The following is a 15,077-nucleotide window of genomic DNA, read 5'->3' as shown; positions in this document are numbered from 1 at the left end:
AAAGTTTTAAAGTACGAGCCTTAAACCTACTGTAATGGTCCTGAATGCAGGATACGTACTGTTATCGATTCCCATCGCCACATCTGAAGTAGTAGGTGTAGTAGATAACTCCGGATCAAATCCCTTGTATTTTGTAATAACAAAAAGGTTCTGTCCGCTTACATAAAACCTCGCCTGGCTGATCTTCATACTTTTCATTACAGAAAGCGGCAGATTGTAACCAAGGGAAAGATTGGACAGGCGGATGAAACTACCGTCTTCCACAAACTGGCTGGATTGCTGCAGGGTATTGGTAGAAGTGGTGATACCGGGAATATCTGAGTTTTCGTTCTTCGGCGTCCATCTGTTTAATACCTCTCTGGCTGTGGCATATCTTGCATCTGTACTAAAACTCATAGGCAGCCAGCGTGTATAGTTCCATACATCGTTCCCCTGCATGCCGCTAAAGAGAAGGTTCAGATCAAAGTTTCGCCACTCCAGCGTGGTATTCCAGCCCCAGGTAAAATCAGGTGCCGCTTTGCCGATCCTCATCATATCCGGTCCGCTGATCTCACCATCTCCATTCACGTTCAGGTAATGTGCATCTCCCGGTTGCCGTTGTACTTTAGCGGCCTCTGCTGCTTCTGCTGTTTTCCACACGCCCTGGTATACATACCCTCTGAACTGCCCCAGCGGCTCTCCTACTTTTACGATGAATGGATTGAGGCCTACGTTATATCCGCCATTGGTATAGATCTCTTTAGCACCGCCCAGGTCCAGTACTTTGCTGCGGTTGGCACTGATATTAAACCCGGTTTCCAGCCGCAGGGCAGGCTTGTCTATTACAACACCATTCAGCAACAGCTCAACACCCCGGTTCTGCAAAGAGCCCACATTACTCGTGCGGGTACCGCCGCCGTTGTAATCAGGGATATTCACATCCAATAATAAGTCTGTAGTTTTTTTGTGATAATAATCCAGCGCACCATTCAATCTGCCGCCGAAGAAACCAAAGTCGACACCAATATCCAGCTGTGCAGTTGTTTCCCATTTCAGATCAGGATTAGCAGGTGTACCCGGCCCAATCCCCACACCCAGGCTGCTTCCGTTGAAAGGATAACCTCTTTCAAATGTTTGCAGCAGGTTGAGTGTCTTATAGGGGCCGATGGACTGGTTGCCAGTGAGTCCGTAACTCGTTCTCAGTTTAAGATCACTGAATACATTCAGGTTATGAATAAACGGCTCTTCTGAGATCCTCCATGCAAAAGCGCCGGAAGGGAAGTAACCGTATTTGTTGTTGCCTTTGAATTTGGAAGAACCATCCGCACGAAAAGTAACCGTGAACAGGTACCTGTCTTTCAGCGTGTAATTCACACGGCCCAGGTAAGATTGCAGGGACCATTGTGAAAAACCGGAACCTACTCTGCGGGTGGCACCAAGGGAAATATCATTGTACCCTAATGCAATGGTGGGGAAGCCGGTGGCCCAGGCTGTGCTGAATTTGGTAGTGCTCAGCTGCTGCTCATAACCAGCGGTGATCTTCAGCGAGTGGATGCTGTTAAACACCTTGGCATAATTGAGCATATTGGTGTTCTGCAAGGTCCAGGTGAAACCATTGTCGTACCCGGCTTCTGTGCTGGACAGGTTGTTGCCCGGCTGGTATCTTTTCAGGTAAGGGTTATTGTAATTGTTGCCGTTCACGCCGCCGCTGATAGTAGCAGACAGTTCATCTGTGATCATGTAATGCAGCTGCGAACTTGCCAGTACATTCAGTATGTTACCATCAAAGATCTGCTCGTTGGTCGTAAATACAGGGTTGGAGGTGATGGGGCCATATGAAGGAGACCTCCTGTAATCCTTTGTAGCCGTATCCCATACGGAAACATTTGGAGAAAAGATCAGGGCACTTCCCAGTGCCGTATTACGGCCATCGTATCCATAGATGTTCCTGGACTTTTCAAATGTGCCATAGAGGTTCAGGGAAAAGTCCAGCCGTTTGCTCATTTTAGATTTCACATTTGCACGGAGGCCGTAACGTTTGTAAGCAGAGTTTTCAATGATCCCTTTCTGATCAGCCAGGCTGCCGGATACATAGTATCTTGTGTTTTCCGTTCCTCCGCTGAAAGACAGCTGATAGTTCTGGGTGCTGCCTGTGCGGAGAATTTCATCCTGCCAGTCCGTACCTCCCGTTCTGCGCACCTCATCGATCTGTGCTGCTGTGAACAGGGGGTTGAGGCCATCTACACTTTGCTTTTCATTGGCCACCTGCATATACTCTACTGCATTCAGCAGATCGTATTTCTTACTTACTTTATCCGTACTGTAAAATGCATCGAAGGTAACGTTAGCCCGGCCCGGCCTGCCGCTTTTAGTGGTGATGATCACTACGCCATTGGCGCCACGGGAACCATAAATAGCGGTGGAGGAAGCATCTTTCAGAATGTCCATTGATGCAATATCATTGGGGTTCAGTGTTCTGATATCTCCACCAATGATCCCATCAATAACATATAGCGGATCACTGTTGCCGGTAATGGAATTACCTCCCCGGATACGGATCTTCATGCCTGCGCCGGGTGTGCCGTTCGGCTTTTGCACCTGTACACCGGGAGCACGTCCTTTCAATGCATCCTCCACACGGATGACCGGTTGCTTTTCAAATGAAGCTGCAGACACCGTGTTAATAGCACCTGTGAGGTCTCCTCTTCTTGCTGTACCATATCCTACCACCACCGTTTCCTGGAGGCCTGTTACATCCCGCACAAGCCGAACAAGGATGCTGCTGCGTTTATTCACCGGCACTTCCTGTTTCACAAACCCGATATAGGAAAAGATCAGTGTACCATCACCATCAGGCAGCGTAATTGAGTAATTCCCTTCTGTATCTGTGGCTGTGCCCAGTGAGCTTTGTTTCAGTGCCACACTCACACCCGGCAATGCCTGCCCTTTATCATCGGTGACCATTCCTTTCACCACCAATACCGTCACTTCTTTTTTCTCAGCTACGGGTACAGGCAATTCAGTACGTGGCACCACTACCACCGTTTTGTTGGAGATGCGGTATCCTAGTGGATAGTCTTTAAAACAGATGGCCAGGATCTCGGGAATAGTAGCATCTTTCACCCGGATATTCAGGCGGGGGGAATTGTTTACATCCTCCAGGTTGTACAGGAATTTGTAATCGCTCTGTTGCTGAATGATCCCGAACAAGCGGGTCAGGCTGGCATCTTTCAGGTTCAGGGTGAGGCGTACATCTTGCGAATAGCTGGTAGCTGATACCTGCATGATACAAACCAGCATCAGAAAAGTAATGTTTCGCATAACATGAAGCATTAGCCGGGAGGAAGGATGTTCAGAGAACGCCCTCCTGCCGAAAAGATTTTTTTTCATAACTTACGTGGAGATAGTGATTAATAGGCATTTCCCATTTGCTTAAACTTTGGAGCAAATGCCGGTTGCTTTCAACACCGGGGAGGTGGCCGCCTTCCCGGTTTTCATTTTTAGAATGCGCAGATTTCTTCTACATAACGATTGCTTTTGGTTAGGTTGTTTTTGCTGCAGCCGGTCTTACGATCAGTGTCCGGCCCTGCAGCTGGAATCTGACCTTGCCGGTCATTTCGAGTAGTTCAAGTACCCCGGCTATATTTTCGTAACGATGGATGCGCCCTGAGAAATGAAATTTTCGTTCCATACTGCTTTCACAATTTATATCCACATCATACCAGCGTCCTATCTGGCGCAGAATATCTCCGAGTGATGCGGCATTAAAAACAAACAGGCCATTCTTCCAGGCCAATGCTTCTTCCATATCTGCACGCACTACTTTTATCTCATTCACGGCAGCTTGTACCTGCGCCTGAAAACCAGGCTGCAGTATCATTCCCCGCTCCTGTTCCCGATGGCCTACTTTCACGGCTCCACTGGCCAGTGTTGTACGCTCTTCCGGCATATCCGTATAGGCATATACGTTAAAATCTGTTCCTAATACCCGCACGAGAGAACGCGCTGTTTTTACAATGAAAGGATGCTGCACATCTTTTGCCACTTCAAAATATGCTTCACCCGAAAGCTCCACTACCCGTTCCTTTCCTTCAAACCGGGTTGGAAAACGCAGGGAAGATGCGGCATTCAGCCGGGCTGTGGTACCATCCGCCAGCATTACTGTATATTCCCCACCCTTGGGTGTTACCAGTGTATGATACACCGTTTCTGCATCTGCCTTTTGTTGATGCGCCTGGTAACGCAATGCACTGTACCCGTTCTTTACACGTGTGCCGTCTTCTTCTTCAAACTCCTGTTCCGCCTCCCCCTTCAATGCTACCTCATGCCCGTTTTTCATCACTAGTTTTGCCACATTCCCTCTCGGCAAAAAACTGCTGTCTGCACGCATATCTTCCACCTGCAAAACGGGTAAAGGTTTTTGCTCCTGCCTTAACAGGTAAACACTTCCCCCTGCGAGCGCCAGTAACAGCAGCACAGCTGCAGCATAGCGAAAGATATACCTGATCTTTGCAGGGGCAGGGCGGCCGGCCTCATACTTTTTTCTGAAGAACTGTTCCTTTGCCTGTTCCTGTCCTTCTGCCTCCCAGTGCTCCAACTCTGCTGAAAGGAATGAAGGATCCGTCATACGATCGTACAACGCTTTGTTAGCCGGACTTTCCTGCCGCCAGGCTTCCAGCCGGGCGGTTTCTTCTGCCGTAAGCGTACCATTTATCAGCCCTGCAAGCAGGCGGGAAATTTCAAAATGCGGATCATCTTGCTGCATAGTATCACATAAAACGATCAACCTGGGAAAAAGGATGGAATGGGGATCAAAAAAAATTGGGGTGATCAACGGAACAGGGATGCCAGTTGCCATAGCACCAGCGGTAATGTTGTATTGGCAGGCCTGGCGAAAAAAGCTTTCAACAGTTTGATTGCCCGCATCTTCTGGGATTTAACAGTATTTACAGACACACGGAGTTCCCTAGCGATCTCTTCATTCCTTAGCCCCTGGAAATACCCCAGGTTCAGCACACTGCGGCAGCCCTGCGGTAATTTCTGCAACGCCTGGTGAACATCAGCCAGCACTTCCGCCGTCATCATCCGCTCCAGCATGTTCTCCGTTATCGCTTCCTCTTCATGGTGTGTGGCTGCGTACTTACGTACTACACGCTCATGCCGCTGCAGATCCAGGAACGCATTCTTCACCGTTACATACAGGAAGGAACGGATGGCCGCTTCATGAGAGAAATCTGCGCGCCGCTCCCACAGCCGTTCAAATGCATCCTGCACCAGGTCCGCCGCTATCGTAGGTGAATCCGGCAGGAAGCCCCTGGCGAAATAACACAGGCGGGCATAGTACCGGTCGAAGCAAATAGCGAAAGCTCCGTGGCTGCCTGTCTGGAATTCCCTTATGTAAATGCTGTCTTGCACGAGGTGGTTGATTGAGGCCGTGGTATAAGTGAAAACAAGTGTTAATTGTTAAAAGGACATTTATTAATTAAAAATAATTAATTCAATTTAAATGCCTGCTAAAATTATTTTCTGACGGTTGCGTCAATTAATTTACAAAACAATTTAACAATGCACAATAGTGTGAGACATTATTATTTGCATACACTTATTTATCAAGATACAGGGAAACACACGCTTAAACGGCCGCCGTTGAAGGTTTGCACCCGTTACTGCTATTAAAAACAAGAAGGTAGATAAGATTATCAAGCTTAGATTTTTTTTAATTGTTAAATGAACAATTATAAAAATTAATTTCTACCTTGTTAACGAAGTTACCAGAACAGCTAGTAAGTGCTCCACCATTTATTGCAAAGTGACCAGGATTAGAACTGCATAGAATTTCACGTTACATCAATCAGAATTTACTCAACGGGAAGAGCATGGAAACCAAATAACGGATAATCGTTTATACCGGCGGAGCATGCACCTATTAAACTGATAAAAGCGCAGGCTGCAACAGCAGTCCTGAAAGCGTTATACATTAAATTTCAAAAAGTTCAACATGAAACAAATTGTACTCGGGTTTTTCTCCGTAGCTACAGTTGCTTTCTTTTCCTGCAAAACCCCTAAAGACGGGAATAACAGCGGAATGGAGGATACTGTGAGCAACAAACCACTGATGAAAGACTTCATGGGCATTAACGGTCACTTTCACTTCAAACCAGCGCTCTACGGTCAGGTATGCCGGCTTGTACGCAACTACCATAATATAGACTGGGATGTAAAAAAACCGGGAGACCCCATCACTATTCCCAATACGATCAATAACGTCAACTGGAAAAGGGATGTATACGGCCCATGGAAACAAGGTGGTTTTGAAACAGACATATGTGTACAGTTTGCCAGCTTCGGCGGAGGGCATGATCACTTTACTGATAAATGGAAAGAACAGGAACAATGGAGTTATAATTATACAAAAGCGATGGCTTCATTTTACGGACCATCCGGTGCTGAAAAGCTGGCCACTTCTTTTGAGATAGATAATGAACCAGGGCGCAGGGTAGATCTGCCCATGTTCCGCAACCTCTTTGTTCAGATGGCAAAAGGGATCCGGGACGGCGATCCCAAAGCAAAAGTGGTGACGCCCACTATACATGCACGCCCTGCAGATGATTATTCACAGGATGTACATTCATTTTACGGAGATGCGGATGTACTGCCTTTATATGATGTACTGAATGTGCACACTTATTCCACCATTCCTAAATCAGGCAACAATCCCAATAACTGGAACCGTACCTGGCCGGAAGATACTTCCGCAGTGTACCTGAAAGTAGTGCAGGAAACTATTGACTGGCGCAATACCAGCGCAAAGGGAAAAGAAATATGGGTAACGGAATTCGGTTATGATGCCTGTACACCAGATGTAATGAAGAACAGGAAAGACTGGTGGGAGAAACTGGACTGGCAGGGCCATACAGACCTGCAGCAGGCGCAATACCTGGTGCGTTCTTTCCTGGCATTTGCCACCTTGGATGTAAACCGTGCCTATCTCTATTATTATAACGATGATAATGAACCTTCTTTTCATGCAGCATCAGGCCTTACCCGCAAGTTTGAGCCAAAAATGTCTTTCCATGCAGTAAAGCAGTTGTATGAAACATTGGGCAACTTCCGCTTTTCGCGTATTATAAAACAGGATTATGGTCAGCTCTATGTATATGAATTCAGCAATGGCAGTAACAGGACCTGGGTGGCCTGGTCCCCTACCGGCGTAAAGTCACACGAAAAAGAAGGATATCAACCAAGAGAGGCACGGGTAACGCTCACAGGCATGCCTGGCAAACCCCTCAGTGCAAAAACCATGGCCACCGCCGCAGGAGACGCTCCCAACGCATCCTGGGAACAGGTGGATAACAATAGCATCAGTATTACTATCGGGGAAAGTCCCACTTACATTCTCATGAAGAAATAGATCTCCAAATCCTCTGTTATGAAAAAAATTCTATCACTCCTATGCATGATCCCATGCCTTTCCGCCGGCTACCTGAATGCCCTCGGAGGGGTTAGCGGGCACAGCGCGCCCCTGCTTCCGGGCATCGCTTTTCAGCAGGAAGTAACGATCACCGGCACCATCAAAGATCAAAAAGGAGAATTGCTTCCGGGTGTTACGGTACGCGTTAAAAACCAGTCTATTGCCGCTATCACCAATGAATCAGGCAGGTACAGCCTGAAGGTACCGGACCGTAATGTAATACTGGTGTTCACCTTTATGGGTTATGTAGCCCAGGAAAGAAGTGTGGGCAGCGGTAATGTGCTGGATGTTACCATGCCGGAATCTTCTGAAAATCTTGGCGAGGTGATAGTAGTTGGTTATGGTACGCAAAAGAAAGTATCTGTAACAGGTGCTATTTCTTCTGTTACAACCAAAGATCTTTTACAATCACCTGTTGCGAACATCAGTAACTCTCTTGCCGGCCGCATGTCCGGCCTGCTGGCCAGGCAATCCAGCGGAGAGCCGGGCAAGGATGGTTCTACACTCCGGATACGGGGTGTGGGCACCTTTACCGGATCGCAGGAACCGCTGATCATGGTAGATGGTATTGAAGTATCCAACTACAACAATATTGATCCGAATGAAATTGAGAGCGTAAGTATCCTGAAGGATGCTTCTTCCACTGCCATATACGGTGTGCGTGGTGCAAACGGCGTACTGCTGATCACCACCCGCCGTGGCAAGGAAGGTAAACCTCAATTGAACCTCACCACCAATGCTGCGCTTAATAGCTTTGTGGACCTGCGCGAACCTATGAACAGTGCAGAATATACCCGCTCCTATAATGCAGCCAGGAAATACGACAGTTATATCACCGGCTCTGTATATACACCACGTTTCAGTGATGCGGATATCGCCAAATATGAATCAGGGGAAGATCCCATCATGTACCCGAGTACCAATTACTATGATATGCTGCTGAAAAAAACGTCCCTGCAAACACAGCAGAACCTCACTATCAGCGGTGGAACAGAGAAAACAAGGTATTTCATTTCAGGTGGTCTCTTCAATCAGGAAGCACTTTTCAAACAAACAAAACTGGATCCGGGATGGGATGCACAGATCAAATTCAAGCGCTATAACTTCCGTTCCAACTTCAACTTTGATGTTACCAAAAAACTGAAGATAGCACTGGACCTCTCCCTGCAGAACGAACATCGCAGAGGTTCCAACTGGAATACGAACCGTATCATACAGGCTATCGGCGATGCACCACCATGGCAATCACCGGGTATCCTAGATAACAAGATCATTACACAGGGTTACAGCCAGCCTGTTAGCCCTGTTGTAAACCTGCTGGGCTCAGGTTATTCGAAAGAATACATCAGCTATCTCAATGGTACAGTGAGAGTGGATTACGATCTGGATGTGATCACGAAAGGACTTTCCATTCATGGTAAAATATCCTATCAGAACTTCAACAGCAAAAGAGATACCTACAGCAAAAATGTAGTGACCTACTCTGTAAGAAGAGAAGCGGATGGCAAACTCCTGTTCAGGCCGCAAAGCCTGGAAGAACCTTTTGGTTATTCAGAAGCTATCGGGAAGAACAGGCGCAGTTATGCAGAAGCAGGCCTGAACTACAACCGTGTTTTCGGGCATCATACGGTAACGGGTCTCCTGCTCTACAACCAGACAAAATTATTTGACCCCAACCTGGCTTTCCTGGTACCTAATGGTTACCAGGGGCTGGTGGGGCGTATCACCTACTCTTATAAAGACCGTTACCTGCTGGAGTATAATGCAGGGTATAACGGAACAGAAAACTTTGCAGAAGGCCGCCGTTTTGGTTTCTTCCCTGCTTATTCTGCAGGCTGGATACCTTCTATGGAATCCTTCTTCCCGCAGAATGATATTGTTACCTTCCTGAAGATCAGGGGTTCTTACGGAGAAGTGGGGAACGACAAACTGAACAATGCCCGCTTCCTCTACCGCCCTACTTCCTATACTTACTCCAACGGATACTATTTCGGAGAGGCCGGTGTGAACTTTTCACAATACACCACACCGGTGGAAGGCGCATTGGGTAATGAACTGCTTACCTGGGAAAGAGCGGCCAAGAAAAACATTGGGCTGGAAGTGAAATTCTGGAAGAACAAGCTTGCCATCACCGCAGATTATTTCTCTGAAATGCGGAGCAATATCCTGGCTTCCCGCCAAACCATCCCGGTAATTACCGGCGCCACCTTCCCTCCTTACAACTTCGGCAAGATGCAGAACAAAGGTATAGATGGCGACATCTCCTTTAACGATCATGCCGGCAACGTGCAATACTGGATAAGAGGTACTTTCACCTTTGCCCGTAACAAGATCCTGGAAATGGACGAGATCCCGCAGCCCATGCCCTATCAGCAACGCACCGGGCATCGTGTGGGGCAATACTTCGGCCTGATCGCTGAAGGATTGTACAATACCTGGGCTGAAGTGAATGATGCAAAAAGGCCTGCTTCCCAGTGGAATAATAACAAGATACAACCCGGTGATATCCGCTACAGGGATGTGAATGGGGATGGTATTATTTCAGAGAGTGATTACGTGCCGATCGGTTACTCCAATTTCCCGGAGCAATTATACGGCATGTCCTTCGGCGCCAGCTACAAAGGATTTGATCTTTCCGTGCTCTTCCAGGGTGCTACCAAAGTAAGTACGGACCTTCCTTCACGCGCCAAGATCGCTTTCCCGCTGGATATAGGTGCTTACAAAGGTCTGCTGGAAAGTTGGTCGCAGGAAAGATATGAGCAGGGCCTTCCCATCAATTACCCGCACCTGGCTATTGGTACAGATGCACAGCAGCATAACTACAAAGAATCCAATTTCTGGATCAGGGATGCCAGTTATGTGCGGTTGAAGAATATGGAGATAGGTTATACCCTTTCAGCCAATACGCTCAGAAGGATCGGCATCAGTGCTGCCCGTTTTTATGTGAACGGAAATAACCTGCTCACCTGGCATAAGCTGCCGCCGGGCATTGATCCGGAACAACCTGTTAATATCTACGATGGGAACAGTAACGGTGCAGAACCCTACCCCATTGTGAAAACGATCAACTTCGGTCTTAATCTTAAATTCTGATGAGCATGAAAAAATTACATGCACTCTATATACTGGGCCTGTGCAGTGTACTGTCTGTCTCCTGTGAGAAGAAGTTCCTGGATAAAGCGCCCGGTGTGGACGTTACAGAAAACACCATGTTCTCTTCACAGACAGAACTGGAAATGTATGTGGCCAGTCTTTACCGGCACGGGATCCATCACGGCCTCCCTACAGAGGACAGAAGTCTTACCAATGCCGCTACCTACGATATTTCTGCCGGTGCAACGGATGAAGCGGAATACGCCGTAGGCTGGCTCACAGGCCAGCGCTGGAATTCCGCCAACATTACTGCCAGCGATATCGTAAACCTGGAGGATTATCGTTTCTTCCTCCGCTGGACTGCTATCCGTATGTGCAACATTATTATGGAAAGAATAGATGAAGTGCCCAACATCACTCCTGCTTACCGTGACCAGGTTTTCGGGGAAGCAAAATTTGTACGGGCGCTGAATTACCTTGAAATGATCAAACGTTATGGCGGCGTTCCCATCGTGGATAAAAGGTTTCAGCTCACAGATGATCTGAACCTGGGGAGGAATACCATTGAAGAATGTATCAATTTCATTGTGAATGATGCTACGGATGCCGCTGCAAAACTACCTCCTGTTTATCCCAGCACCATGCGCGGACGTGCGACAAAAGGCGCGGCACTGATGCTCAGATCAAGAGCATTGCTGTATGCTGCCAGTCCGCTGTTCAATGCAGCGCAACCTTATCTGAGCCTGGGTGGTGATAAAGATAAACTGATCTGTTACGGCAATTTCGACAAGAACCGTTGGAAGCTGGCCGCAGATGCAGCCAAAGCAGTACTGGACTGGGCACCCACCGGCGGCATTCACCTGATCACAGACAAAGGCGTAACGGCGAACTATAAATACCAATGGTCTACCAACGACAATGCAGAGATCATCCTTGCCAATAAGATCTATGGCCCGCGTAATGCATGGGAGATCCCCTGGGCAACCATGAAACCGAATACCCTTTCCAATTCAGGATGGGCAGGTGTAATGGTTACCTTCAACTTTATCAGGAAATATGAAAAGACGGATGGTACACCGCAAACCTGGCCACTCGCAGGCGGTAATAACCTCTTCCAGAAATATGATGAACTGGATCCTCGTTTCAAACAAACCGTTGCTTATCATAATTCTTACTGGAACAGGGAAGATCCCAAATTCAATTGTCTTAATAGCCAGCTGGGTCACTGGATGCATAAGCTGATCCCTGAAGCTTTGCATAACGGTGCCGCGCAGATCCCTAACTGGCAGATCTTCCGGCTGGCAGAAGCTTACCTTAATTATGCAGAAGCACTCAACGAGTTTAACGATGGGCCTACTGCAGATGCTTATGCAGCAGTGAATGAGATCCGCAGGCGCTCCGGCATGCCTGATCTTCCGGCCAATCTTTCGCAGGCAGACTTCAGGCAGCGCGTACGTAACGAACGGGATATTGAGCTGGCTTTTGAAGATCATCGCTTCTGGGATATACGGCGCTGGATGATAGCAGAAGACAATGGTGTGATGAAAGGAGATTTCTGGGGCCTGAAACTTGCCGCTATAACGGGAAGTACGGAGATCAGTTTTACGCCGTTCATTTTTGAGCAACGTTCTTTCCCAAGAAAGATGTACCTGCATCCCTTCATCCTTTCTGAAGTGAACAAAGGGCATATCATTCAAAACCCTGGTTGGTAACCTATCCTTCAATCGTAAAAAGCATTACATGAAATCAAGTATATATCATCTCTTTACCCGGCAGCGGTTTGTAGCACTGGCATTCGCCTGTTCTGCAGGCTGGCATGCTTCTGCCCAAACTGTACGGCCTGATTCTGTTGAGGTACCTTATGGCAGGCAGGCAGCCTGGATGGTAACCGGCGCTGTTTCTTCCGTACAGGGCAGTGAATTAAAGAAAACCTTTAACACCAACCTCGGCAATACATTGTACGGACGCCTGCCCGGGCTTACCGTACAGGCAGGCAGCAGTGAAAATGGCGTGAATACACCCGGTATGGTGATCAGGGGCGTTGGCACTTTTGGTGCCGCCGATACCAAAATACTCGTATTGGTAGATGGCTTTGAAAGCACCTTCGCACAATTGGTACCGGATGAAGTGGAATCTATCACTATCCTGAAAGATGCGGCGGCTGTTGCGTTGTACGGCAGCAGAGGTGCTAACGGCGTGATGCTGGTCACTACAAAAAAAGGCGTAAAGGGAGCATTGAGAGTAGGTTTTGGTGTACAATACGGCTTCAACAAACCCATTGCACTACCTGAAAACCTCCGCTCCTATGACTATGCCACCTTGTACAACGAAGCTTTGCAAAATGATGGTAAAACGCCCATGTATACGAACAGTGACCTGGAAGCGTACAGGACTGGCAACGATCCCTACTTTCATCCGGATGTGAACTGGTATGATCAGATACTGCGTAAAGCTGCGCCCATGAGTAATTACAATCTTACTTTCAATGGCGGTAATGAAACCGTGCGCTATTTCGTAGCACTGAATGCATTGACCAGCCAGGGCCTGCTGATCAAAGCGGGAGATAAAGAAGATGAAAGCAGTAATTCCAAATTCCAGCGTTACAACTTCCGCACGAATGTGGATATCAACATCACCCAAAAACTCACAGCTGCTATCAGATTAGGCGGTACGGTAGAAGACAAGGCAAACCCCGCAGGTAATACCACTGCTAACCTGTTCGGACTTGCCGCATCCATCCCTGCCAACGCCTTCCCGGTTTATTTGCCCAACGGCAGCTTTGGGGGCAATGCCCTGTATGCGAACCCGCTCGGCAATGTATTGCAGACTGGTTCCTATACCTCCAATGGCAGAACCCTGCAGGGATCGTTGCGGTTAACACAACAACTGGATTTCATCACACCAGGGCTGAGTGTTTCTGGTGCACTGGCATTGAATACTTACTTCAATAGTTATTCCAACAAAAGCAAACAATACGAACGTTTCTCCATTTTTCGCAACAGCAACGGCGATACCGTGATCACCCGCTTCGGGCAGAAAACATCACTGGCCGGGGATGAAAGCCGTTCAGAGCAATGGCGCAACTATGCTTTGCAGGGATTCCTGAACTACGACCGCAACTTTGGTATTCATAATATTTCCGCTATGCTGATGTATAACCAGGATAGTTATTCTATCAGCGGCAACAACCTGCCTTACAAACACATCAATGGCGGCGCACGCATTACTTATGCTTACGATGAACGGTATGTGGCGGAAGTGAATATGGCCTATATGGGTTCAGAGAATTTCCCCAAAGGCAAAAGGTTCGGTTACTTCCCTGCGTTCTCTGCCGGATGGATCGCTTCCAATGAGAACTTCCTGAAAGAGAATAAAGTGATCAGCTTCCTGAAACTGCGTGCTTCATATGGCCTTACAGGAAATGATCTTATAGGCGGCCCCCGCTTTATGTTCGATCAGTTATTCCCCTTCGGCGCATCACCTTACTTTGGAACAGGTAATAACGGTACTGCCGGTATCTATGAAGGCACTCCTGCCAACCCTGATGTAACCTGGGAGAAAGAAACAAAAACGAACCTTGGCCTGGAAGCAACATTGATAGAGCGCATTACTTTCAACCTGGATGTATTCAGTAATAAACGCCGGCACATTCTAGCACAACCCTTTTTCACCGTTCCGCAATATGTGGGTGTAGACCTGCCTTTCCTGAATGTGGGTAAAGTAGATAACAAGGGCCTGGAAGCGGTGATTGCTTATCACAATGCAGCCGATGCCAAAGTGCAGTGGTTTGTAGCAGGAAATGCCGCTTATGCGAAGAACAAGATCGTGTACAATGCTGAAGCTGTGCAGGAAGATACTTATCTGTACCGTGCAGGGCATCCGGCGGGCCAGCCTTTTGGCCTGCAGGCCATCGGTTTTTTCAAAGATGCAGCAGATATCAATGCCAGCCCAAGGCAGACCTTCACTACTGTGCAGCCCGGTGATATCAAATACAAAGACCAGAATGGTGATAATATCATAGACCAGAACGATGTAAATGCTATCGGCAATTCCTACCTCCCTACCCTTACTTATGGCCTGCATGCGGGTGTAAAGTTCAGAGGGTTTGACCTGGATGCTTTCTTCCAGGGTGTGAGCGGCAGTACCGTTACACTGGGTAACCAGTTCTATGCCTTCCAGAACAACAGGTCTGCACCGGAGATGGCAAAGGACCGGTGGACGCCTGCCACGGCAGCATCTGCCACTTACCCGCGTTTGTCTTCAGCGAACAACCTGAACAATTACCGTTTCTCTTCTTTCTGGCAACGTGATGGCAGTTATCTCAAACTACGCACGCTTGAGCTGGGTTATTCCCTGCCAAAACAAACGCTTGCCAGGATAAAGCTGAGCAGCGCCAGGATCTTCCTCAATGGCAATAACCTGTTCTCTGTGGATGATATAGCAGGCGACCTCGATCCGGAAACACTGAATATCGGTTATCCGGCCCTGCGCACATTCTCTGCCGGCTTTAGAATTGAACTTTAAAAGCAACGAT

Annotated in this window: 7 protein-coding genes; 4 read left to right on the top strand and 3 right to left on the bottom strand. The window is 47.9% G+C overall.

The annotated features are described in order from the left end of the window. Positions 1-6: 6 nt before the first annotated feature. The 3 genes from AAHN97_RS07120 to AAHN97_RS07110 form a co-directional block, all read right to left on the bottom strand. Positions 7-3,300: a TonB-dependent receptor gene (locus AAHN97_RS07120; RefSeq protein WP_343306870.1), complete on the bottom strand. Its 3,294-nt coding sequence runs from the start codon at positions 3,298-3,300 to the stop codon at positions 7-9. Between the two features lie 220 nt (positions 3,301-3,520). Beyond that, positions 3,521-4,744, bottom strand: a complete 1,224-nt coding sequence (locus AAHN97_RS07115; protein WP_343306869.1) for a FecR family protein — start codon at positions 4,742-4,744, stop codon at positions 3,521-3,523. Positions 4,745-4,809: 65 nt separating this feature from the next. Beyond that, complete coding sequence (locus AAHN97_RS07110; RefSeq protein ID WP_343306868.1) at positions 4,810-5,394, bottom strand: RNA polymerase sigma factor; 585 nt, start codon at positions 5,392-5,394, stop codon at positions 4,810-4,812. A 583-nt stretch (positions 5,395-5,977) separates the two neighbouring features. Between AAHN97_RS07110 and AAHN97_RS07105 the strand changes: the two genes are divergently transcribed. From AAHN97_RS07105 to AAHN97_RS07090, 4 genes are read left to right on the top strand one after another with little or no spacing between them, the layout of a single operon-like run. Further along, positions 5,978-7,390 (top strand): hypothetical protein, encoded by a 1,413-nt coding sequence (locus tag AAHN97_RS07105; RefSeq protein WP_343306867.1) that lies wholly within the window; start codon positions 5,978-5,980, stop codon positions 7,388-7,390. An 18-nt stretch (positions 7,391-7,408) separates the two neighbouring features. Continuing rightward, complete coding sequence (locus AAHN97_RS07100; protein ID WP_343306866.1) at positions 7,409-10,543, top strand: SusC/RagA family TonB-linked outer membrane protein; 3,135 nt, start codon at positions 7,409-7,411, stop codon at positions 10,541-10,543. A gap of 5 nt (positions 10,544-10,548) precedes the next feature. Then, complete coding sequence (locus tag AAHN97_RS07095) at positions 10,549-12,255, top strand: RagB/SusD family nutrient uptake outer membrane protein (protein WP_343306865.1); 1,707 nt, start codon at positions 10,549-10,551, stop codon at positions 12,253-12,255. Between the two features lie 28 nt (positions 12,256-12,283). Next, complete coding sequence (locus tag AAHN97_RS07090) at positions 12,284-15,067, top strand: SusC/RagA family TonB-linked outer membrane protein (protein WP_343306864.1); 2,784 nt, start codon at positions 12,284-12,286, stop codon at positions 15,065-15,067. The last annotated feature ends 10 nt before the right edge of the window (positions 15,068-15,077 follow it).

It is taken from the genome of Chitinophaga niabensis (assembly GCF_039545795.1).
Classification (GTDB): Bacteria; Bacteroidota; Bacteroidia; order Chitinophagales; family Chitinophagaceae; genus Chitinophaga; species Chitinophaga niabensis_B.
Note: the sequence above shows the minus strand (reverse complement) of the source record. Positions and strands in the feature narration are given on the sequence as shown.